Source organism: Providencia stuartii, from assembly GCF_029277985.1.
Lineage (GTDB): Bacteria > Pseudomonadota > Gammaproteobacteria > Enterobacterales > Enterobacteriaceae > Providencia > Providencia zhejiangensis.
The window spans coordinates 520,834-541,136 of record NZ_CP119546.1; the positions used below are offsets into that span (position 1 = coordinate 520,834).

General features: G+C 36.9%; 19 protein-coding genes. 11 read left to right on the forward strand and 8 right to left on the reverse strand.

The window, feature by feature from the left end:
* Positions 1-3: 3 nt before the first annotated feature.
* Genes P2E05_RS02215 through P2E05_RS02230 form a run of 4 tightly spaced genes read left to right on the forward strand, consistent with a single transcriptional unit; the run spans position 4 to position 2,570 of the window.
* Positions 4-411: a fimbrial protein gene (locus tag P2E05_RS02215; protein WP_272690387.1), complete on the forward strand. Its 408-nt coding sequence runs from the start codon at positions 4-6 to the stop codon at positions 409-411.
* On the forward strand, positions 404-931 hold the full coding sequence (locus P2E05_RS02220; protein WP_163860608.1) for a fimbrial protein: 528 nt from the start codon (positions 404-406) through the stop codon (positions 929-931). Before P2E05_RS02215 ends, P2E05_RS02220 begins: the two co-directional genes overlap by 8 nt.
* Positions 931-1,452 carry a fimbrial protein gene (locus P2E05_RS02225; protein WP_163860609.1) on the forward strand — a complete coding sequence of 174 codons (522 nt, stop codon included), beginning with the start codon at positions 931-933 and terminating at the stop codon, positions 1,450-1,452. The genes P2E05_RS02220 and P2E05_RS02225 overlap by 1 nt, the downstream gene beginning before the upstream one ends.
* 14 nt (positions 1,453-1,466) lie before the next feature.
* The gene (locus P2E05_RS02230) at positions 1,467-2,570 is read left to right on the forward strand and encodes an adhesin (RefSeq protein ID WP_230085835.1); all 1,104 of its coding nucleotides are present in this window, start codon (positions 1,467-1,469) and stop codon (positions 2,568-2,570) included.
* 140 nt (positions 2,571-2,710) lie between these two features.
* On the opposite strand, the gene P2E05_RS02235 is transcribed toward P2E05_RS02230, so the two are convergent.
* Both P2E05_RS02235 and chiP read right to left on the reverse strand, forming a co-directional pair.
* A complete protein-coding gene (locus P2E05_RS02235; protein WP_154623379.1) occupies positions 2,711-3,499 on the reverse strand; it encodes an AraC family transcriptional regulator in 789 nt (262 codons plus the stop codon).
* A 238-nt stretch (positions 3,500-3,737) separates the two neighbouring features.
* The gene (gene chiP, locus P2E05_RS02240; protein WP_154623380.1) at positions 3,738-5,135 is read right to left on the reverse strand and encodes a chitoporin ChiP; all 1,398 of its coding nucleotides are present in this window, start codon (positions 5,133-5,135) and stop codon (positions 3,738-3,740) included.
* A gap of 484 nt (positions 5,136-5,619) precedes the next feature.
* On the opposite strand from chiP, the gene P2E05_RS02245 reads away from it, so the two are divergent.
* The 6 genes from P2E05_RS02245 to P2E05_RS02270 all read left to right on the forward strand — a co-directional run bounded on the left by P2E05_RS02245 (position 5,620) and on the right by P2E05_RS02270 (position 13,417).
* Positions 5,620-6,816 (forward strand): MFS transporter, encoded by a 1,197-nt coding sequence (locus P2E05_RS02245; RefSeq protein WP_276122996.1) that lies wholly within the window; start codon positions 5,620-5,622, stop codon positions 6,814-6,816.
* 2 nt (positions 6,817-6,818) lie between these two features.
* A complete protein-coding gene (locus P2E05_RS02250; protein ID WP_154624237.1) occupies positions 6,819-8,591 on the forward strand; it encodes an SDR family NAD(P)-dependent oxidoreductase in 1,773 nt (590 codons plus the stop codon).
* A 10-nt stretch (positions 8,592-8,601) separates the two neighbouring features.
* Positions 8,602-10,272, forward strand: coding sequence for an amidohydrolase (locus P2E05_RS02255; RefSeq protein ID WP_163860612.1), 1,671 nt, complete (start codon positions 8,602-8,604; stop codon positions 10,270-10,272).
* Between the two features lie 62 nt (positions 10,273-10,334).
* Complete coding sequence (locus P2E05_RS02260) at positions 10,335-11,474, forward strand: class II histone deacetylase (RefSeq protein WP_154624238.1); 1,140 nt, start codon at positions 10,335-10,337, stop codon at positions 11,472-11,474.
* Between the two features lie 81 nt (positions 11,475-11,555).
* On the forward strand, positions 11,556-12,608 hold the full coding sequence (locus P2E05_RS02265; protein ID WP_276122997.1) for a RidA family protein: 1,053 nt from the start codon (positions 11,556-11,558) through the stop codon (positions 12,606-12,608).
* Between the two features lie 20 nt (positions 12,609-12,628).
* Positions 12,629-13,417: a MoaF C-terminal domain-containing protein gene (locus P2E05_RS02270; protein WP_276122998.1), complete on the forward strand. Its 789-nt coding sequence runs from the start codon at positions 12,629-12,631 to the stop codon at positions 13,415-13,417.
* Here P2E05_RS02270 and P2E05_RS02275 read toward each other — a convergent pair.
* Positions 13,405-14,454 (reverse strand): AraC family transcriptional regulator, encoded by a 1,050-nt coding sequence (locus P2E05_RS02275; protein ID WP_163860615.1) that lies wholly within the window; start codon positions 14,452-14,454, stop codon positions 13,405-13,407. The two genes, P2E05_RS02270 and P2E05_RS02275, sit on opposite strands and share 13 nt — an antisense overlap.
* A 506-nt stretch (positions 14,455-14,960) precedes the next feature.
* Between P2E05_RS02275 and P2E05_RS02280 the strand changes: the two genes are divergently transcribed.
* Entirely contained in the window at positions 14,961-15,383 is a 423-nt protein-coding gene (locus tag P2E05_RS02280) for a DoxX family protein (protein WP_154622989.1), read from the forward strand.
* Positions 15,384-15,439: 56 nt separating this feature from the next.
* Here P2E05_RS02280 and P2E05_RS02285 read toward each other — a convergent pair whose 3' ends face one another.
* The 5 genes from P2E05_RS02285 to P2E05_RS02305 form a co-directional block, all read right to left on the reverse strand.
* A complete protein-coding gene (locus P2E05_RS02285) occupies positions 15,440-16,039 on the reverse strand; it encodes a glutathione S-transferase family protein (RefSeq protein ID WP_163860616.1) in 600 nt (199 codons plus the stop codon).
* Between the two features lie 50 nt (positions 16,040-16,089).
* Entirely contained in the window at positions 16,090-16,788 is a 699-nt protein-coding gene (locus P2E05_RS02290) for a helix-turn-helix transcriptional regulator (RefSeq protein WP_154622991.1), read from the reverse strand.
* A 101-nt stretch (positions 16,789-16,889) separates the two neighbouring features.
* Complete coding sequence (locus P2E05_RS02295; RefSeq protein ID WP_154622992.1) at positions 16,890-17,690, reverse strand: nucleotidyltransferase domain-containing protein; 801 nt, start codon at positions 17,688-17,690, stop codon at positions 16,890-16,892.
* A gap of 8 nt (positions 17,691-17,698) precedes the next feature.
* Positions 17,699-18,925 (reverse strand): RtcB family protein, encoded by a 1,227-nt coding sequence (locus P2E05_RS02300; protein ID WP_247047263.1) that lies wholly within the window; start codon positions 18,923-18,925, stop codon positions 17,699-17,701.
* 3 nt (positions 18,926-18,928) lie between these two features.
* Positions 18,929-20,047: a slipin family protein gene (locus tag P2E05_RS02305; RefSeq protein ID WP_276122999.1), complete on the reverse strand. Its 1,119-nt coding sequence runs from the start codon at positions 20,045-20,047 to the stop codon at positions 18,929-18,931.
* Positions 20,048-20,303: the final 256 nt, after the last annotated feature.

A 20,303-nucleotide genomic window follows, 5' to 3' on the forward strand; every position in this document is an offset into this window, starting at 1 on the left:
ATAATGAAACATCAAAGAAGATGGTTATTGTTGGTTATTCTGAGTTGTGTCGTGAGCAATTGGACTCAAGCTGCAACGCCTGTCGCTAATACACCCGCGGAAGAAACCTATTATGAACAGCCACGACAAGGGTGGATTAAGGTTAATGCAGCATTATTTAGTGCCCCTTGTAATTTAGCCATGAATACTGACGTTATTTTAACGGAATGTGGGGCTGGTGTTATTTTTCATAAAAATGATATTCCTGATAGTTCGGTTAAAACACCCGTTAAATTGCAATTTTATGATGTTTTGCAGGGGCAAAAATTTAAACGTTCAGCAGCGCAACTAACACATGGAAATAATAAAATACCACTGCCTATTCTCAATGAAAATCAGCATATATTGAGATTGGAGGTTAGCTATGAATAACGTGTTTATTGTTGTCATCATGTTAGTGCTAATGCCAAAAAACGCATTTTGTTATCCACAATTAGACGTGCAATTTCGCGGTGAACTGGTGCACAGCAAATGCCAAATTGCTACTGAATCCGTTAATAAGCAAATTAAGCTAGATAATTTACGTTGGCAATATATTAATGAGCATGGCGCCAGCGAAATACAACCTTTCTTTATTGCGATTAATAAATGCAGTCAATCTGATTTGAATAAAACGATTCGATTTACCTGGCAAAGCCAGCAACTAACCAATATTGGCGGTCATCATTATTTAATGACACAAGGTCAAAGTGGTGCGTTGCTTGGAATTACTGAAGCCAATAAAAATAATCAGCTTATTGTTTGGAATCAACCTATTGATATTGGTGTTGTTTCAGTGGTGAATGACCAGCAACAATTAACGTTTGGTGTCTTTGTACGCAAGCCTGCGACTGAAAAAATAAAGGTTGGTGATTTTAAGGGGACAGCGACATTTTCGGTGGAGTATGAGTAATGAAAAGAGACAGTACCATAATCGCCGTTTGCTTTTTAATGAGCACATTAGCTCAATCTGATGTGTTAGTTGAAGTTAATGCAACTATGGTGGCGCCTAGCTGTAATATTCATAGTGAACATAATGACTCACAACTGACGATAGATTTTGGAAGTATGAAGCCTGAAGCATTAGATAACACGCATATTAATAAAGATTTTCCGATTCATCTTTCAGGCTGTGATTTTAATAAAAACCTAGCGATTATTTTAAATCCTAAAGGTACTCATACATTACAACATCATGGACAGACATTGTTAGCGACCACAACGGCAGGGTTAGGGATCCTGTTTAATGAAATAACAGAGGGAGCAGTACATGTACTGGATATTAATAAGCTGCAACGAATTCATCCTAAAAAAATCAGCGCTACCGAATATAGAGCTGATTTACAAGCACGTTTAATCAGCACTATCCCTTCGGAGCGATTAGCTGTAGGTAAGTTTACCTCTGCTATGACTATTTTGGTGACCTATGACTAATGGGAATCGCGGTTATGTTTAAGTTTAAATCTTATGGCGGTATTCGTGTCAGAATTCGGCATGGTAAAGGAATAATCGCTTTATTATTCATCGCGATTAGCTTTGAGGCTATAGCTGACTATGCAGCACAAATCGTCGACCCGAATACAGGCTATGTGATCAAATTAGAACGTGATAGTGAATTAATACCGAAACCGATAGTCGGTTCTAATGGTAAAAATTATTACCGCATCGGTAATACCATGCTTATTGATAGCGCGAGTAAGGATGTCAGCGTTTCTGGGCAGGTTAGGTGCCACGGAAGGCAATGGGGGAAAAAAGAGACCAATATTCCGTCTGATAACGCATTCCACCGTTTATTTATGTATGCACCTATGGCGGGCACTCATATTGAAGGCAAACCGGCTTATCAAATCAATAGCAACTTAATTATGACCGTTGAAACAAACCTAATGAACTGGGTGAATATTGATGCGGCAGTGTGCTCCAATGGTTTTGGTGGTGATGTCTTTCCATCTGGCCAATTTTATAGCCAATTTCCTATTAAGCTAACATTCTATATTGGTGAAAGAATTATTGATGGGCAGTTAGTTATCAATGCAATGGATTTAGGGGGCTATGTGAGAGCGTTTACTGCTAATAGAACGGTACCTCCATATGATAGCTGGCCAATCAATGAAACGACGGTGCCTTTACGATTAGCAGCTTCCCAAATTCATATTGATTCTCTTTGCACGACGACGACAAGCACCGGTCAGGCAGAAACGGTGAGCCTACGCCATGGTAAATTAAATAGTGTGAATTACGATAGCACGGTGACAGAAAAAATTTTTTATAGCTGTAAGTTTAAGTCATCAACCAATATTCGCTTGCGTCTAGATTATACGAAAGACAGTGATCCGCAAAAACGCTTGCCATTGAAAAGCCATTTAAATAGCAATGATGTTATCTATAGCGAATTAACGTTAACGGATGAAGCAACAGGGCAGACAGGACAAAGTTTAACATTAGAAATTCATCAATTAGATACGATAAGAGTGACCAGCCGTATTCAAGGAAAAAATGCGGTAGCTGGGGATTATCAAGGTTCGGCATGGTTGATTGCGACCTATGATTGATGTTGGTTCAGAAATACAAGTATTTGGTTGAGCCGTAAGTATTGTGTGTCTTGAATCTAGACTGAGGTGATGTGACGGAGTCTATTCGATGATAAACAATCGTTTCGCTTATCATCCCCAAATTAGCGTTAACCTACGGCTCAACCAACCCGCGTGGATTTGCCTATATGTTGAATAAAATCTGAGGGCGTTTGCCCTAGCCATTTTTTAAACATGGCTGAAAAAGCCCCCGCACTGTTATAACCTAAGCCAAAAGCAACCTCGGTAATTGATTTACCGGCTGAAATATCAGTCATGGCTCTAAGCAAGCAAGCCTGTTGACGCCATTCAGAGAAAGAGAGACCCGTTTGAGCCACAAAAAAGCGACTAAATGAACGCTCACTTTTGTGTAATTGTTTTGCCCATTCATGAGGTAATGAGGTGATTTTCGGATCTTGTAGGAATGCTAGGCACAACTTTGCTAAATGGGGATCTTGAGGAACGGGTGCAAAAAAAGGTAAAGGCTCTGCACGTGAAATCTCATGTAAGATCAACTGGATCAAAATACCATCACGGCCATGGAGATCGTACTCAAGCGGGATGTCGACGGCTTCGAGTAATAGCTGACGTAATAAAGGAGAAACACGTAGTACTTCACATTTATGCGGTTGTCGTGGTGCCGCATGTGGTTCGATATAGAGACTGCGCGTACTCACATTTAGCATTCTCGTTTCATGTGGTGTGTTTTCAGGGATCCATACACCGCAGTCAGGAGGGATGACCCACTCACCATCACGGGTGCTAACCTCGATGAGACCTGTTGCACCGTATAAAAACTGCGCACGTCTATGAACATGTGAATTTAGCAGTACATTAGGTTGATAATCGGTACCAATAGCTAAAACATCACGCTGTATATGATCAATTCGATTAAGAAGAATATTTCGCATAATAGCTCGGGTTCGCCTGAGATTTAAATATCATTATCTATTTTTCACGCATTAGCTACTTTTGTTTGAACAGTCGTGAACGGAGAAAATAATAGCCTGTTTTAAGGTATAGAGAATAGTGATAAGAATGGGGAAATACCGACCATATAGTGATGGCCGGTATTTTAGATGAGGCAATGCGCATTTTTGAGAGAACTCGCGCGCTCAAAAGGGAGAAAAGTTAAAATGTGCGTGCTAATTAGAAAATCGTAAATGGCGCCATTACAATAAACTTAATATCCCTTTCATCTTGGAAGATGTTATTAAATCCACCTCCCCAGCTTGGAATATCACTATGATTATCAAAGCGGGTGTAATGTAATTTGAATGAGGTATCTTTCGCTTTCCCTGACTGAATGGTATAGCCTATATCAACATTCCATGCACTTTCTCTGATACGTTGGCTTTGATCATAAATTGGATTGCTACTTGGTTTTGCATCCCAAGCATGGATATAAGAGGTTCCAATTTTCCAACCTGCCAGATCCCAATTGGATAAATCATAGGTGACCCCCGCAAATAATGCTTTTTCATTATCAGCGTTAAAGTCTGAGCGGCCATCCCACCATATATCTAAACGACCATTCGATGAGCTATAGGCAGATGTCATGCGTGATAAAAAGTATCCTTGTCGGCCTGGTGAATGGACCATCGTTCCTTCTACCTTAAAGTCTAGAGAATCATAGGTATAGCCTAAGGTAAATGCCTGTAGCCATGCTAAACCGTCATAGACATCGTTAACCCCGCCACTATTATCTTTATCTTGTGCACCATAAAACTGATACGAAACTCTTAAATCACGTTCCGCAAGTGGGAATGCATAGGAGATTTTAGCGAAGTATTGATCCATATAGCCTTCTGACTGACCGAAAGCGCCCTCTAATACCAATTTATTTTTGGCATCATATTTGACGCCTAAGGAGTGTAAATAATCAATTGTCGTGGTTGCATCTGCTTCACGATAATCCGCCATCTCTCGATACCATGGCGCTTTATACTCATCTGTCCACATGTATGAAATATTAAATTTACCGCTAGCGTCAGTATCGAATTCAGCCCCAACTTCTAAGCCGCGATATGTTCCTGGTAAGAAACTCCAGTTCGGTGTTAATAAAGTTTGTCCACTCGGTTGTATATAACCTGCTTTAGCCCAAAACGGGCCCATTTTTAATTTAGTTGCTGCGGTTGTAAACGTAAACCCACTACGATCACCGGTCCATTTTTCATCCCAAACATTTTTAGCATCACTAAAACCAATTTCGTTAGGAGCGGCAGGGCCACCATCCGATAATTCAATAGCAGTAAATCCAGCAAAATCGAAACCAATAAAGTCGTTAAGATAACCAGAGGAAAAGTCCAATGCCGCATTTAATGAGGAGTGTCTTAGGTTATCAGTATACTCACCATATTTATCACTACTTGGATTTAACTCTTTTCTTGTTCTATCCCTTTGCCAATAATAGATTCCACCTTTTAATGTTGCATCGTCAAAAAGGGGAGACGCATTGATGGTAGGAATGTAACAGCTTGCAGTTAATATCGAAAATATCTCTAATGCCAACAGCTTTTTAGTATGTTTAATAATTGAATTAGCCATTCTTTATACCTCAATATTGATTGAGTAAATTAATTGATTTTTATTTTTTATAAATAATAAAAGGGCAAAAACGTAGTTCAGGACTAAGCCCATAATAGTTATATTTTGTGATAAATATTAAGCAATCTGAAAGTGGTGTATTTACGTATTTAAAGTGAGGTTATTTAAAATTAAACGGTTAAATAGTTATTGAGTTTGCTTTGATATTATTAATGTGGTTTTTTATATCGTCATTTTTTTAGTGCCTAGATAATATGGTTGTGAATTGTCATTGTATTTTGTTTTTTAAGCGAAAAAATATTTTTGGTGCGTTTTTTATTTTTAGTTAAACGCAGGGGTTAATATTTATGAAGTTTAATCTTATATAATTCATGGGGATATTAAAAGAGTGGCGTAATAAAACAAAAAGTTGTCATGTTTAGCTATTAAAAAAATTATTTATTTATATTTATATGATTGAAAATGGAAAATAAGAGAGGGTGATATGAGTGAATCTGTCGGTTCTATAAAGTCTCAAAAAATGCCATTATCAACATGGAAAATCTATCTTGCACCTATTATCGGCGGAATTTTTATTCCAATGATGTTTTTATGGGCTCCGTTAATTACGTTACAAATGGATAAGGAACTTGGTTTCTCCCCAGAAAAAGTTGGTTTTATCTATATGATAGAAATTTTAACTGGGATGTTAGCCAATGTGCTAGCCTTTTTTTGGTTAAAAACAAAGATAAATTGGTACCATATCTATATCGTCATGATTTTATTAGTTTCAGTATTGAATATTGCTTCAGGTTTTTTCATTAAAGATAATTTTAATCTCTATATCGGGATCAGAATTCTAGTCGCCATCTTTGGGTCGACAATATTTATCATTACTAACTCCTGTATGGCATTGTTACCAAACGCATATCGTGCATTCAGTATCTCTTTATTCAGCCAAATCGTCTTAGGCAGTTTAGGTCTTTTTATTCTTCCCATTTTTCTTGATACTTACGGAATAATATCGGCATATATTTTTATATCAATATTACTCGTCTGTGTGTTACCCCTGACAAAGGGGATAGATTCTATTTGGCGGATGAAAGAAGAAAAGATTTTTAAAGAGAAAACACAAGGTGTTGCCAGTAAAAGTGTTTTTAAAAGTGAAATGTATTTTTGTTTGTTTGCTATCTTTTTATTCAATGTTGTGATTGCAGGTGTTTGGACATTTATTGGTGGATATCTTAAAGCAATCAATGTGGAGCTATCAACAATCTACAATATCTTAGGTTCAGCTAGCATGATAGGGATATTAGGTGCAGGAACATCGATTCTATTCAGTAAAAAAGTCAATTTAGTTTTTGTCACCAGCTTTATTTTTCTCATCGCCGCAGTACTTGCAATGTATTTAAATGTTAATACGCTATTTGTCATTGTTAGTTGCTATGTTTTTAAATATATATGGGCGTTGATATTACCGTTCACGATGAGTATTGCCGCTGAATATGAAGTGGATGGTAATGTGATGAATCTTACGTCATTAACGTTAGGGTTAGGTATCGCTTTAGGTCCTATGATGAGTGGTATGCTTATTGAAAGGGTCAGCTTTTCTAGCATGTTCTTACTGAATTTAATATTACTGGTTATATCGATGGTAATTATTGTGAAGATAATTTTTAAAAATAATAAATATAAGGGATAACGATGGTAAATAGCTTAAATAATTATCATGTATATACGACATGGAGTGAAGTATTAAATGGCGTGTCACTTAAGGGTAAAAAATATTTAATTACAGGAGCAAACTCAGGTTTAGGTAAGGAGTCGGCTAAAGCAATATTAAGTCATGAAGGATATGTGGTTCTGACGGTAAGAACAGAAGAAAAAAGACAACAACTTATTGAAGAGCTTTCTTTGCAGTTTGATAAGACATTATTTGATATTAAGTTACTCGATTTATCATCTCTGAATGATGTTAGGCGTTTTACAAAAGCGTTTCTCTTAGAAGCATTAAAACTAGATGGGGTACTGGCTAATGCGGGCATAATGGCAACAGATTTTCAAACAACAGTTGATGGGTTTGAACAACAATTCGCGATTAATCATCTCGGGCATTTTTTGCTCATAAATAAACTAACACCATGTTTATTAAAGGGTGCAAGAGTTGTTGTCATGACATCGGGAGCTCACCGGTTAAGTAATGTGGATCTAAAGGATCCGAATTTTACTTATCGAGCTTATAGTCGTTGGACTGCATATGGCCAATCTAAATCAGCTAATGTGTTATTCGCACTCGAATTTGATAGGCGTTGGAAAAATTATAATGTTCGTGCTTTTGCGGTTGCTCCCGGTATTATTCTGGATACTCATCTTCATATGCATTTACAGCATGATGATTTTAATGAATTAGCCGAGAAGCAAGATACGAATAAAGTGCCTGTAAAATCACTCCAAGCGGGAGTTGCAACACAGATTATGGCGTTGTGTCATCCCGAATTTGCTAATAAAGGCGGGGTGTTTTTAGAACATTGCAACTATTCTCAAATCAATGACGATACTCGGCAGGGAACGGGTGTTATTCCATGGGTATTGGATGAGGAGTTTGCACAAAAATTATGGCAGCTTTCTGAAGAAATGGTGAATGAAACGTTCACCGAAGATGCCAAATTAAAATCAGAAGTTGTCTATAGTGAACTTGCCCATAATCGCTTGCCTCAAAGTCAAAAACTTGATTTGACTGGTATTGAATTCAAAACTGAGAATTCGATTATTGAGCTCTTTTTTGACCATAAAACATGCACTGTTGAAGGTTTTAAACATCAAGGCATTTTTATTCCTAGTGTCGCTAATTATGAAGTGGTTGAGGTTAGGAATGACCTGTACTTTATTGATTTATTATTCCCTGAAAACACTGAAATTACGTTATCTATTACGGTAGATTTTAAATCTAATAAAGCTTTATTTATTCTGACTCAGTATCAACCAACGAGTTTGCCTGATAAAAATAAGCCCATCGCCTTGAAATTAGCTTCTCACTACCATCAATATTTTACACCAGCAGTCGTGTTAACAGGAAATAATCAAATTGATCGTTGTGAGTATCCATTTGTCACTAGTGATTTGATTGGCACACGTGCGTTATATTGCTACTCGAACTCCTCACCGACGGTGTATGAGCATATTTATATTAACTCACATTGGTATTGTTATAATGTGATTAATGGAATAAGAAAGGGGGATGGTGGATGTGACCAAGCGAGCTATTATAAGTTTGATGACTCGACTTATATCGTGACTTGGCGAGAATTATTAATCGACCTATCATTTGTCTTTGTTTATGACTTGGATAATAAAACAACAACTGGGAAAGGTTGGGGAAATATATCTGATACAAATGTCATGATTAATATTCCGGCGGGAGCGAATATTATTTCCTTAAATGCATTAAATTATCCACTAAACTATATCCCTAGCTAAGGTGTTTATAATGAATCAAGAAGCAGATTTAGTCATTATTAACGCTAAAGTGGCTACGGTTGATAGCTTATTTTCATTTGCAGAAGCCATTGCTGTTTCACAAGGACGTATTATTGATGTTGGCAGCAACGATGATATTAGTCAGAAAATCGGTGTACAAACTCAGGTTATTGATGCAAACAAGAAACTTGTTTTACCTGCTGCAAATGATGCTCATATTCATGCCACACATACAGGCATGTTAATTTCAGGTGATTTTTTGGATTTATTTGAAAGCAAAGGGAAAAATGAATTTGATAGCAAACTAGATGCGCATGTGCTCATGAATAACAATAAGGAATGGATATACGGCATTGGATGCCCCTTTGAATTAATCGATGATAATCAAGACAACGTTATTGTGGATAGTCACTATTTAACAAAAAAAACGGAGGGGAAACTTGCTACGTTCAGTGACTTCAGTTTACATAACCTAATTGTCAATAAAAATGTTATCGACTTAGTGGGATTAGGGAAAGAGTTAATCGATTTACCTAAAGAGGTCGGTCGTATTGGTGTAGATAAAAAAGGTGAGCCGACAGGGATTATCTCCGAGTGGGGGGCGATGAATCTTGTTGGAAAATACTTACCTCAGCTATCGGATGAGGCTCTGAAAAACTACATTTTACTCATCCAGAGTCATTTATTAAAAAATGGAATAACCAGTTATACAGATATTCTAGGACCCGGTGGTGATAATTTATTTCATGGTGCATGGAGCTCGAGGATTATTCGGCTCTATAAAGAGCTTTATGATGAAAATAAATTATTGACACGCGTTAGTGTAAACCTATTTGCAGCTAAGGATGGGATTCACAGTTTTAAACATATTATCGCGGGTATCGAAGAGTTTGAATTACCAACGAATATTAATAAATCTTGGCTAAAAATAAATACTATAAAATTATTTGGTGATAGCTCTCCTTGTATTCGGAAAAGCCATAACCATTATCACGGTGAATTAACTTTTCAGGGTGATACCGTTGAAGAACAAATTACTGAGCTAAAAAGAACGATTGTTGAGTTACATCGTTTAGGTTGGCAGGTTGGTATTCATGCTATAGGTGGAAAAACTATTGATGCTGCAATAGAGGCCTTTGCTTATGCTGAAGAGATAATGCCGAATAGAGATTTACGGCACTTTATTATTCACGGTGATGATCTCACTATCGATAATGCGAAAACAATGGCAAAAAATAATATTTTATTATCTTGTCAACCTATTGCTGGGTATAGCATTATCGATAATATTAAGCAAATTATGCCTGATACATATAATTCTAATTTATTTAACTGGCAAGCTTACATTAATGAAGGCGTCGTCGTTGCAGCGGGTTCAGATGCATGTTGTTTTCCTTTCAATTGGTTAAAAGGTCTTGAATTTACACTTACAAGAAAAGCGAAAAATAACCAAATTTATCAGCCCGAATTAGCTTGTCATATTGAAGATGCTATTCGTATGTACACTATAAATGGTGCTAAACAGGAACACCTTGAACATGAACGAGGCTCTATAGAAATCGGAAAATGGGCAGATCTACAAATATTGAGTCACGATATATTTACTATTCCGAGTCATCAAATCGGAGAAACGAGTGTTATAGCAACTATTTGTCATGGAAAAATGGTCTATAAGCAATAAATAGAAATAAATCAGTTTGTTGCTATCACTGGCAATATCGAGTAATTAATTAAGGGGATAGTATGCATTGTAATATTAAAGACTCCACGATTAAAACAGGCTTTTTTTATCATGAATATTGTTTATGGGGGAAAAACCATAAAGCTCCCCCGTTAGCTTATAATCAGATGAATTGGATGCAACCTTTTGCGGTTAATGAATTTGGTGCCAGTTCTGCAAGTTGTATTCGTCGTTTTAAATCATTAATTGACGTTAGCGGAATAAATGAATTTTTATTTTCTTATAGCGCGCCCCCAATTACTTATCACGATGCTGCGCTTGTTCATACTAAGGAGTATTTAAATAACTTTATTGAGCTTAGTGAGAATGAAGGCGGGGAACTGGGATTACAAGCTCCATTTGGTCCCGGTAGTTACCAAATCGCACTACTGTCCGCAGGTCAAGCCAAGGCCGCTGTACATCATGTTATGGAGGGGTCTTTAAATAGGGCTTATGCAGCATGTGTACCCGCAGGGCATCATGCATTAGCGGATAGCGCGATGGGGGCGACTTATCTTGCAAACAGTAGTATTGCCGCTAAGTATGCACTAGAACATTGTTCAGCTAAAAAGGTGGCGATATTAGATTGGGATGTTCATCATGGAAACGGTACGCAGGCTATTTTTTATAACGATAATAGAGTCCTTACTATATCTCTGCATCAAGATAACTGCTTTCCTATTCACTCTGGTACGATAGAGGAGCAAGGAAGCCGCGAAGGGCTTGGCTTTAATATTAATATTCCATTATTACCGGGATGTGGGCATGATGAATATTTGTATGCATTAAGAACAATTGTGATCCCATCACTATTGATGTATAAGCCCGATGTCATTATTGTTGGCAGCGGATATGACGCGAATACCTTTGATCCTCTTGGACATATGCAGCTTCATAGTCAAAGTTATCGAGAAATGATGGAGTGTGTTGTTGCTTTAGCACAAGATATTTGTCATGGCAGAGTCGTGGCTATACATGAAGGTGGATATTCGGAACATTATGTCCCTTTTTGTGCGTTAGCAGCACTTGAAGGATTAAGTGGTATCACTACACAAGTGATAGATCCTTTTATTTCATTTATTCAGCAGCAAACCATTCCTAAAGAATTAAAAGAATTGCAAGAAAATTTGATAAATCATCAAGCCATTAAACTTGGTTTATAGTGTCAGCCGTTAAATAAGCCTTTTTTAATATTTCAATGATATTTTTAGCCCTAACTTAATTTATTAATCAGGTGGTCAAGAATGAATATATTAAAAACGAATGACTGCGTTATTATTGGGTGGCACTCATCCTGTTCTCAAGGTGACTTTGATACACAATTAAAAGAAATTATCATCGATGTGAATAATCAGCTATTTAAAATGGCTATTCATTATTCTGATATGTTAAAACATACTATTGCTATAAAAAGTGGTCAAGTGGACCCTATTTATGCAATTAATCAATTTCATAAAGTCAGTAAGGAAATATCTAAAGGATATGGGGATAAAAAGCCAGTCGGGACAATTATTAAATTACCTCACTTTAATCTTGATGATGTCTTAGTTTCAATTGAATTTGTTTTTTCATGCAAAAAAACACAGGTACGGTGTTTACCATTCTATAATATGGATATGGATGTGAGTCGTTCTTTAATTCATGAAGAACTACTTTATATTACTGGTACTGAAGCATTAGTTGTTTCTGACAATACGGTAACACCTTATTATATCTGTGATACCTTAGAGGAGCAGGTTAGTGTTATTATTAATAAAATTTATAATTCGATAGTTGAACTAGATTATTCAATAGATGATATTTTTTTATTAAATGTTTATCTCCGTAGTGATATTGCTTATCAGGATGCAATATCACTCATCAAAGATGAGTTAGCGAAGTATACTAACAGCCCATCTTCTATTAATTGCAATATTAATATCACATATTGTGATGGTATGGCAGTTGATAGCTTTTTAATTGAAATCGATGGCTTTGTGAAAAACCATCAATTAAACATTGACAATCCAATTGATTATCAATGCTTTCAATTCAATTTAGATTTATATGATAGTTTTACGAGTGCCAAAAAATACATTGATACAATATTAAAAGATAACAGTTCGCCAAGGATCAGAGTCACAACAAAATATGTCAAAAGTAAGAATAGTAGTGGGGTTTATATCGATATCATACATGATGAGCTAATGATGAAATTAGCGAGTGCGAATGTAAGTGATTATATTATAGAAACTTTACCGGTTAGAAAGCTGATGAATAACAAATCTTTTCTTGAAATAAACATTCATTCATTTTAATTCATACAATAGGTGATAATATGGCTGATCAGATAGTTTCAGATACATCATTTGATGCTTTCGCTAAAGAATTAAAAATAAATAGAATAAAGAGGAGTTATAAAATCATTAATGTTGAATTTAACTTGTGTTTAAATAATGAAAACTTCTATTTCCGTATTGATGAGCGTGATAGGATCATAACGAATAGTGTTTTTTTGAGTGATTATATCGATAGCAAAAACCAAAAGATTAGCGATTTGACTGAAGTCGCAGAGAACGTATTTTTAATTGAACTATCAAAAGGAAATATCGATTTTGCACATTCCATTTTAGTTTTAGACCTTAACAATAGTAATGTGATTTTATTGAGTTCTCAATATCAGCCAAGTAAAAAAATAACGCCTAGGTTTGAGCAAAACTATCATCTCGGAAAGATCATTGGCGATAATTTATATACTGCTGCACCGACAGAAACTCGTGATCTACTTGGTTTGCATATTCTTAATGAGTATAGTGATAGCACGGCAGTTGAGCATATTTATATTAATAGCCAATGGTACGCTTATCATATTTATGGGGGAGTCAGGCATGGTGAGTGTGATTGTGACCAAGCAACATATCTGAAAATTAAAGATGATGTTTATTTGCTTGGATTTAGAGAATTGGCTGTCGATGTTGCGATTATTTTAGTGTTAGATTTTAAATTAATGAGAAACACAGGGTTCGCCATTGGCTATACAGATGAACAATGGTTTAGCATCCCAATTGGTGCGCATATGAAAAAGATCAATAAAAGGCTTGATGACTATAATCATCATGCTTTGTGATTGTTATTCTTCTTAATGTATTGGAGTGGCGGGTAACCTGTCCATCGCTTGAATGCTTTTGAAAATGCAGCGCTATCGGTATAGCCTAGTAATTCTGCTAGGCTATCGATTCTAATATTTTCTTCAGTAAGTTTATCAATAGAGATATCACAGCGGATTTTGTCTAGGATATCAGAGTAATTGATACTTTCTTTAGCGAGTTTACGTTGTAATGTCCTAGGGGAGATATACAATTTTGAGGCCACCCATGACAATGAAAGATCTTTCTCCACCAAAATATATTGATAAATAATATTTTGAACTTTGATACTCATTGAATCAGGCATGCAACTTGAGTGTTTAAGTTTATCTAAGTGATTTTTCATGAAAAATATGAAAGTTTCATCTGGCGTTTTTTGGTTTAAATTATCATTTAGCCAATGTTCATCAAATGATATACCATTAAACCTAGCATTATCTTCATAACGAGTTGGGATAATTTTCTTTAGATTTTCCTTGTCTTTTTTACTTAAGCTATATTGAAAGTGGAACGAATCGGGTATCCAATTTTTTCCAAGTCGTTCCCTTAATTGGCTAACTAATCTAAATAAAGTATATTCGATGTCAAACTTATAGTAATCAGGTTTAAATATACTGACTTCATAGTTAACAAATACTTTTTTATTTTCAATAACAATACTGGTATGAGTCTTCCCTTGGAACAAATCAGTGTATTTATTAAGCTCAATTAAGGCTTCATGCAAAGTTTTAGCAGACATGAAAAGTTCACTTATTGGCGAATAGCAATCATGATTTCTTGAAATACCTGCCTTTGCACACCATTGCGGATCTTTAGTTTCATGGGCAATTAAGTGTAAAAATTCATTATAAACTTGAATAGGTGCAACTTCTGTTATTTTTAATAGCTTAAATTTATTAAATATTACTTTTGACCTATATGAAAAAGGGATGTTAATGGATTGCAAGTAACTCATAATTTTAGATAATTTTAATTGGTGTATATATGAATGAGAGAAGTGAGATGCATTATTTTTCATATTTATGCCTCGTATAAATGAGATGCGACCTTGATGATGGTTAATTAACATGCATATCCCTATTTAGATAATAAAATTACATGTTAATAATCAAATAGCAATAAAATTATATCACTGTAATATCTTATTGATAAATTAAATCATTCTGCTTTATATTGATAGAAAACGTAAATATAAATATTTATTAATAATAATAATCAGCCATGTTTAATAAAGGCATATTTTAGTATTAATAATAGGATGAGCTATCTCTTATTTTGACAATCCAAATAGGTCGTTCAAGTTTTAATTTAATAATAACGAGTAAAAACTATCACCTTGAATTTGTTTTAGTTATATCTAAATTAGTGGGAAATCTCCTTTCTTATACCCCGAAAGTATTAGTAACAATTTTGAATAAACACGATACTAATATAACAATTAAATATACAAGTCTTTTTTAATATTCGTTTTAAGTCGGTCATAGTCAGTCGTTATGATAAATATTATTACTTGAGGACGTGCAGATGATGGGGTTTATTAATCGCTTACTGGCACATGATGATGCTGGAAAATTATTATTGCGTATGACGATTGGTGGATTAATGCTATTTCACGGCATGAGTAAATTATTAACAGGGGCCAGTGGCATTAAGGTTATGCTTGCCTCATATGGCTTACCTGAGTACATTGCCTATGGCACTATTTTAGGTGAAGTTGTCGCACCTATTTTTATTATTTTAGGGATATTAACTCGTCCGTCAGCATTACTTGTTGCCTTTACAATGTTTATTGCTTGGTTAATGGTCGGTCTAGATAAGACATTCTTGCTGGATAGAACAGGTGCATGGGCAATTGAAAGTATTGTGTATTTCTTTGTGGGTTCGATTGCGCTTGCATTGATGGGAGCAGGAAAGTTTTCTATTATGAAAAATGCGAATTGGCGTTAAGTTTAATCGCCTATAAATATATGGCCATCTGTCAGGATGGCCAATGGTAGGTCATTTTATTGTGTCATTCTTTCGGCAAATTCTTGGTGAGATTTTAGCGTTTTTAAATAGTGCTCCATACTGTCAGTTAGCTCAATAATGCTCTGTTTTTGTAAGAATAATAGGAAAGACCCCACATATACATCGATGGCAGTTAATTGTTCTCCACAAATATAAGGGGACGCATCTGCAATTCCTGTAGCTAAACAGTCCATAACGCGTTTGAGTGAACCAAAACCTGACATTTTTTGCTGTTCTTCATCGAGTACTAATCCTGTCATATGGGCTGTAAATGCAGCTTCAATTGGCCCTGCTGTAAAAAAGAACCAGCGGTAATAAATGGCACGTTGTGGGGAATTCAATGCGGGAGCTAACCCTTTTTCGATAAACTTATCTGCCAAATAAACACAAATGGCCGCGGTTTCTGTAATAACATTGTCACCATCAACCAACGTAGGTACCTTTCCCATCGGATTAAGTGCAAGATATTCAGCCGTATGCATTTGTTCGCCATAATTAAGCTCAACTCGCTTATAAGGCACTGCTAATAATTTAAATAAAAGGTCGACAGTATTTCCGCGTGACATGGAGTTTGTGTACAGAGTTAGTGAGCTCATGAATTGTTCCTTATGATTAAGTAGAGATGCCATCATAAGGTAGGTTACTGTCAGATTTTGTCAGTAGTCATGCACAGCACTTCTTTTTTCCATTGTTCAAATAAATAATGTTTCGGGTAGGGATATTTATCATCAAGTGCGGTATAGGATTGGATCCTATCTAAACGAAAATGGCGATAGCTTTGCCTTAGTTCACACCAAGCAGCAAGCACTTGGGTTTCTTTCATATAGCCAATCGCGATCGGCCAGATAACCCTGTGACTTAACTGTCCACTTCCGTCTTGATATTCAATTTGCGCTTTTATTTCTTTTCGTAAGCTACGCCTTAGATTTTTTGCCATCACATTATCAATAGCCGTCACTTGGGTTGTTGGCGCAAATAAGGTTGTTTGATTGAGAATGCTTTTTGAATTCGGTTTAACTATTGAATTGATTTTATCAAGTGTGCGTATTGCCGATAATTTCAGTTCGTCATCGGCATTATTTTGTACCCAACGTAAACCGAGTGTCAGTGCTTCGAGTTCATTTTCATCGAACATTAAAGGAGGCAGTAATAACCCTGATTTTAATTGATAACCAATCCCTGTTTCGCCTGTTATTTCTGCACCTTGGCTGCGTAATTCATCAATATCACGGTATATCGACCTAATGCTAATTTGTAATTGGCAAGCCAGAGACTCCGCCGTAATTGGGTAGCGGCTTTCTTTTAATATTTGCAATAAAGTCAATAAGCGTTGTGTGCGGGTCATCTGTTACTCGATTTACTCATTGGGTGGGGAGATTATAACATTGATGGGCAGAGTGATAGGGGAAAAATAGCGGCAAGTTGATTTTGCCGCTATTTAAAAGGTTACCGCCATTTTATATCATTTGCTAAGATGGTTTTTTGTAAAAAATCATCCAATAAATGACTATCACGGTAATAAGGCTCAGGAAGATTGAGTTTTTCTGATTTTTCAATCGTTTCAGTTATCAATCTATCGATAGCTGGTCGATGTGGACCATATCGGCTTTCATCAGCATGTTGTTTCATTACCAATAACTGCTCAATTTCAGCTAGCACCGCATGGTCTGTCACCGTCGCTTGCACTAACTGTGAAAATGCCATGGGCGGCATCATTTTTGAGTGCTCAATCCAACGTAATGCCAGCACCGCTCTTAATATATAAAAGTATTTCTTTAGTCGTATTGTTTCCTCTTTAAAGTCTTCTCGCCAGTTACGTTTTGCGATAGATAAATAGTGGTAACGCGCTTTCAATGGCGAATAGAATTTTGAGGCTAATTGTTCACATTGCTGCATAAATAGCGCGTCTTTTTGGTAAACAATAGGCGAATGTAGCCATTCAATTAACGCAGGGTTAGAATTACGCATTAGTTTTAAGGCTTTTGATAATTCCCAACCGGCCACATCCAGTTCATCATCGATAGGTCTTTCAATCACGTCACGCTTTCTATCAAGTGTTAAATACCAATCTAATTGATGAACATAGATAAATCTGACATCATAATCGCTGTCGCGTGAGGCAAAGCCCCATCCGCGACTTCCTGATTCACAAGCGTAAAGTATTTTTATTCGTTGCGTTTTCTCTATCTGTGTTAATGTTTGTCGTATTCGATCCTGCATTAATGGCGTTATGCTGTCATGTTCCATTAAGCCTCCTATCCTTTAACACACACAACTTGGCGTAGTGTATGTACGATTTCTACTAATGAGGATTGCGCTGCCATCACAGCATCAATATCCTTGTATGCCATAGGAATTTCATCAATCACATCACTATCTTTTCGACATTCAACATGGGCAGTTGCTATTTTTTGGTCAGTCACGGAGTAACGCTTTTTGGCTTCAGTGCGGCTCATCACTCGGCCAGCACCGTGGCTACAAGAACAGAAACTTTCTTCATTACCTAATCCACGTACAATGAAGCTTTTCGCTCCCATTGATCCAGGAATAATCCCCATTTGCCCCTTTTGTGCGGACACTGCACCTTTACGTGTAACCAGAATTTCTTCACCAAAATGTTGTTCTTTCTGCACATAGTTATGGTGGCAGTTAACGGCTTCTTGTTGTGTCGTAAAAGGCTTCGTAATTTCTTTTGAAAGAGCTTCTAATACGCGGTGCATCATCACTTCGCGGTTATGACGAGCGAAATCTTGTGCCCAACCCACAGCGTTCATGTAATCATTAAAGTGTTGACTGCCTTCCTTAAAATAAGCCAAGTCACGATCTGGTAGATTGGCAATATGTTGCTGCATATCTTTTTGCGCTAACGAGATAAACAGGTTACCAATCGCATTACCCACTCCACGCGATCCGCTATGTAACATCACCCACACGCGATCTTGTTCATCCAAACACAGCTCAATAAAGTGATTACCCGTTCCCAATGTTCCTAAATGCTTGTAATGGTTAGTCGCACGTAGTTTGGGGTACTTATCACATAAATGTTTAAATTCTTCATCCAGATGCGCCCAATGTTGATCAACAATCTGAGGAACTTGATGCCATGCACCTTTATCACGACCGTGCCGCTGGGTGGTTCGCCCATGTGGTACCGCAGCTTCAATGGCAAAACGAATATTCTGTAAGTTATCGGGAAGGTCAGCAGCCGTTAGTGATGTACGTACCGCTATCATTCCGCAGCCAATATCGACACCCACGGCAGCAGGGATAATGGCCCCTTTCGTTGGGATAACACTACCGATAGTTGAACCTTTTCCAACATGTACATCCGGCATTACAGCTAAATGTTTAAAGATAAATGGCATTTTCGCCGTGTTTTGTAATTGTGTGATTGCTTTTGGGTCAACGGGGACTCCGTGAGTCCACATTTTGACAGGGGCACTGTTTTCCAAAATGATGTTGTTTACATGATTACTAACCATTATTTATTCCTTAATTTTTACCAGTCCGTTTAATACCTGATCTAATCCACCATAAACGGAAATCTGGTCGATACGGTGCGCGATGCTTTCTAATGTTTCGAGTTCTTTTAAACGCAATGCGATAGGATTATTTTCCATCACTTTTGCCGTATTAAGTAGTGAACGTGTTGCGGCCGTTTCTTCGCGGCGGCGGATCACGTTCGCTTGAGCCGCTTTTTCTGCTTCGACGACTTGCGATAAAATTGTTCGCATATCGCCCGGTAAAATGATGTCTTTTACCCCGATACTCTCGACGGTTAAGCCGAATTCCGTCACACAGTGTGTGATCTGCTGTAGCATCAATTCATCGATGAGTTGTTTGTTTTCCAGTAACTCATCTAATGAACGTGTACCAACGATTTCTCGTAGTGCAAATTGCAGTTCACGATATAAATAATCAACAGGCTGACTTAATTTTGCGTATGCGAGTAAAATATCGCTATAGCGCCAGTTGGCAGACAAATTGATACGCAACGTGACCTTATCTTTGGTCAGAATTTCTTGTCCGCTAACATCCAGTGCAAGTAAACGCGTATCAATCACTTCCACTTCTGGCGTGTGTTCAATACACCAATAGCCATATTTGCCAGGCGGTAAAAGTGTCTCCACGACACCATCAATTTTTAATACGCCTACATGCCATGCAGGAATCTGCACAAGTAAAGTAAGCTCTCTGCCTTGAATACGTTTTTTGGTATTTAAACGGTTCATTAGCATTTGTGGGATGACAATTTCTCCCGTTTGTTGAGTCTCGACACGCAAGGTGTCCGAGACTTTCCAATATAAACGGCGTGTTGCTGGCGCTAAAATTTCGCTCAGATTATTATGCAGATATAAAAAAGCGATTTCGTTGTCTAATAAATTAATATCTATGCAATATTCGGCAACCCATTCAGGGTGATACTGGCGTAAATGCTCCGCTAATTTTTCATCAATAGGCTCATGATTGAGTGTGTATAAGGTGACTGCCACTTTATTAAACCAGTCATGAATTTTATGTTCACCTGCCATCAAAATATGCTGAAAATTACCGTTTTTTTCGGTTAATGCGATTTGTCCTTGTGCCACTGTTATTTTTTTCATTATGTGTCCTTTTATGATTCAAATTAACCATCATCGGAGAGAGAGATGAAGTCACGGGGGGAAAGGTAGAGCACCACCAAAGGGTTGTCTAAATTTCTGCCCGTTACCCGATAAAACGCTCGGATGCTGGTGCTTGCTTAATTACAAAGATAACGTATGTCAGTATGTGTTCTTGGAAGGAACAGGTTTAACTATCATGAAGTTATTATCTTACTGGCGGCAGCATACAGACCATGTAGTGACATCATTGAGTCAC

Coding starts and splice junctions, on each gene's coding strand:
- P2E05_RS02215 (WP_272690387.1), top strand. CDS start 4: ATGAAACATCAAAGAAGATGGTTATTGTTGGTTATTCTGAGTTGTGTC.
- P2E05_RS02220 (WP_163860608.1), top strand. CDS start 404: ATGAATAACGTGTTTATTGTTGTCATCATGTTAGTGCTAATGCCAAAA.
- P2E05_RS02225 (WP_163860609.1), top strand. CDS start 931: ATGAAAAGAGACAGTACCATAATCGCCGTTTGCTTTTTAATGAGCACA.
- P2E05_RS02230 (WP_230085835.1), top strand. CDS start 1,467: ATGTTTAAGTTTAAATCTTATGGCGGTATTCGTGTCAGAATTCGGCAT.
- P2E05_RS02235 (WP_154623379.1), bottom strand. CDS start 3,499: ATGCGAAATATTCTTCTTAATCGAATTGATCATATACAGCGTGATGTT.
- chiP (WP_154623380.1), bottom strand. CDS start 5,135: ATGGCTAATTCAATTATTAAACATACTAAAAAGCTGTTGGCATTAGAG.
- P2E05_RS02245 (WP_276122996.1), top strand. CDS start 5,620: ATGAGTGAATCTGTCGGTTCTATAAAGTCTCAAAAAATGCCATTATCA.
- P2E05_RS02250 (WP_154624237.1), top strand. CDS start 6,819: ATGGTAAATAGCTTAAATAATTATCATGTATATACGACATGGAGTGAA.
- P2E05_RS02255 (WP_163860612.1), top strand. CDS start 8,602: ATGAATCAAGAAGCAGATTTAGTCATTATTAACGCTAAAGTGGCTACG.
- P2E05_RS02260 (WP_154624238.1), top strand. CDS start 10,335: ATGCATTGTAATATTAAAGACTCCACGATTAAAACAGGCTTTTTTTAT.
- P2E05_RS02265 (WP_276122997.1), top strand. CDS start 11,556: ATGAATATATTAAAAACGAATGACTGCGTTATTATTGGGTGGCACTCA.
- P2E05_RS02270 (WP_276122998.1), top strand. CDS start 12,629: ATGGCTGATCAGATAGTTTCAGATACATCATTTGATGCTTTCGCTAAA.
- P2E05_RS02275 (WP_163860615.1), bottom strand. CDS start 14,454: ATGAAAAATAATGCATCTCACTTCTCTCATTCATATATACACCAATTA.
- P2E05_RS02280 (WP_154622989.1), top strand. CDS start 14,961: ATGATGGGGTTTATTAATCGCTTACTGGCACATGATGATGCTGGAAAA.
- P2E05_RS02285 (WP_163860616.1), bottom strand. CDS start 16,039: ATGAGCTCACTAACTCTGTACACAAACTCCATGTCACGCGGAAATACT.
- P2E05_RS02290 (WP_154622991.1), bottom strand. CDS start 16,788: ATGACCCGCACACAACGCTTATTGACTTTATTGCAAATATTAAAAGAA.
- P2E05_RS02295 (WP_154622992.1), bottom strand. CDS start 17,690: ATGGAACATGACAGCATAACGCCATTAATGCAGGATCGAATACGACAA.
- P2E05_RS02300 (WP_247047263.1), bottom strand. CDS start 18,925: ATGGTTAGTAATCATGTAAACAACATCATTTTGGAAAACAGTGCCCCT.
- P2E05_RS02305 (WP_276122999.1), bottom strand. CDS start 20,047: ATGAAAAAAATAACAGTGGCACAAGGACAAATCGCATTAACCGAAAAA.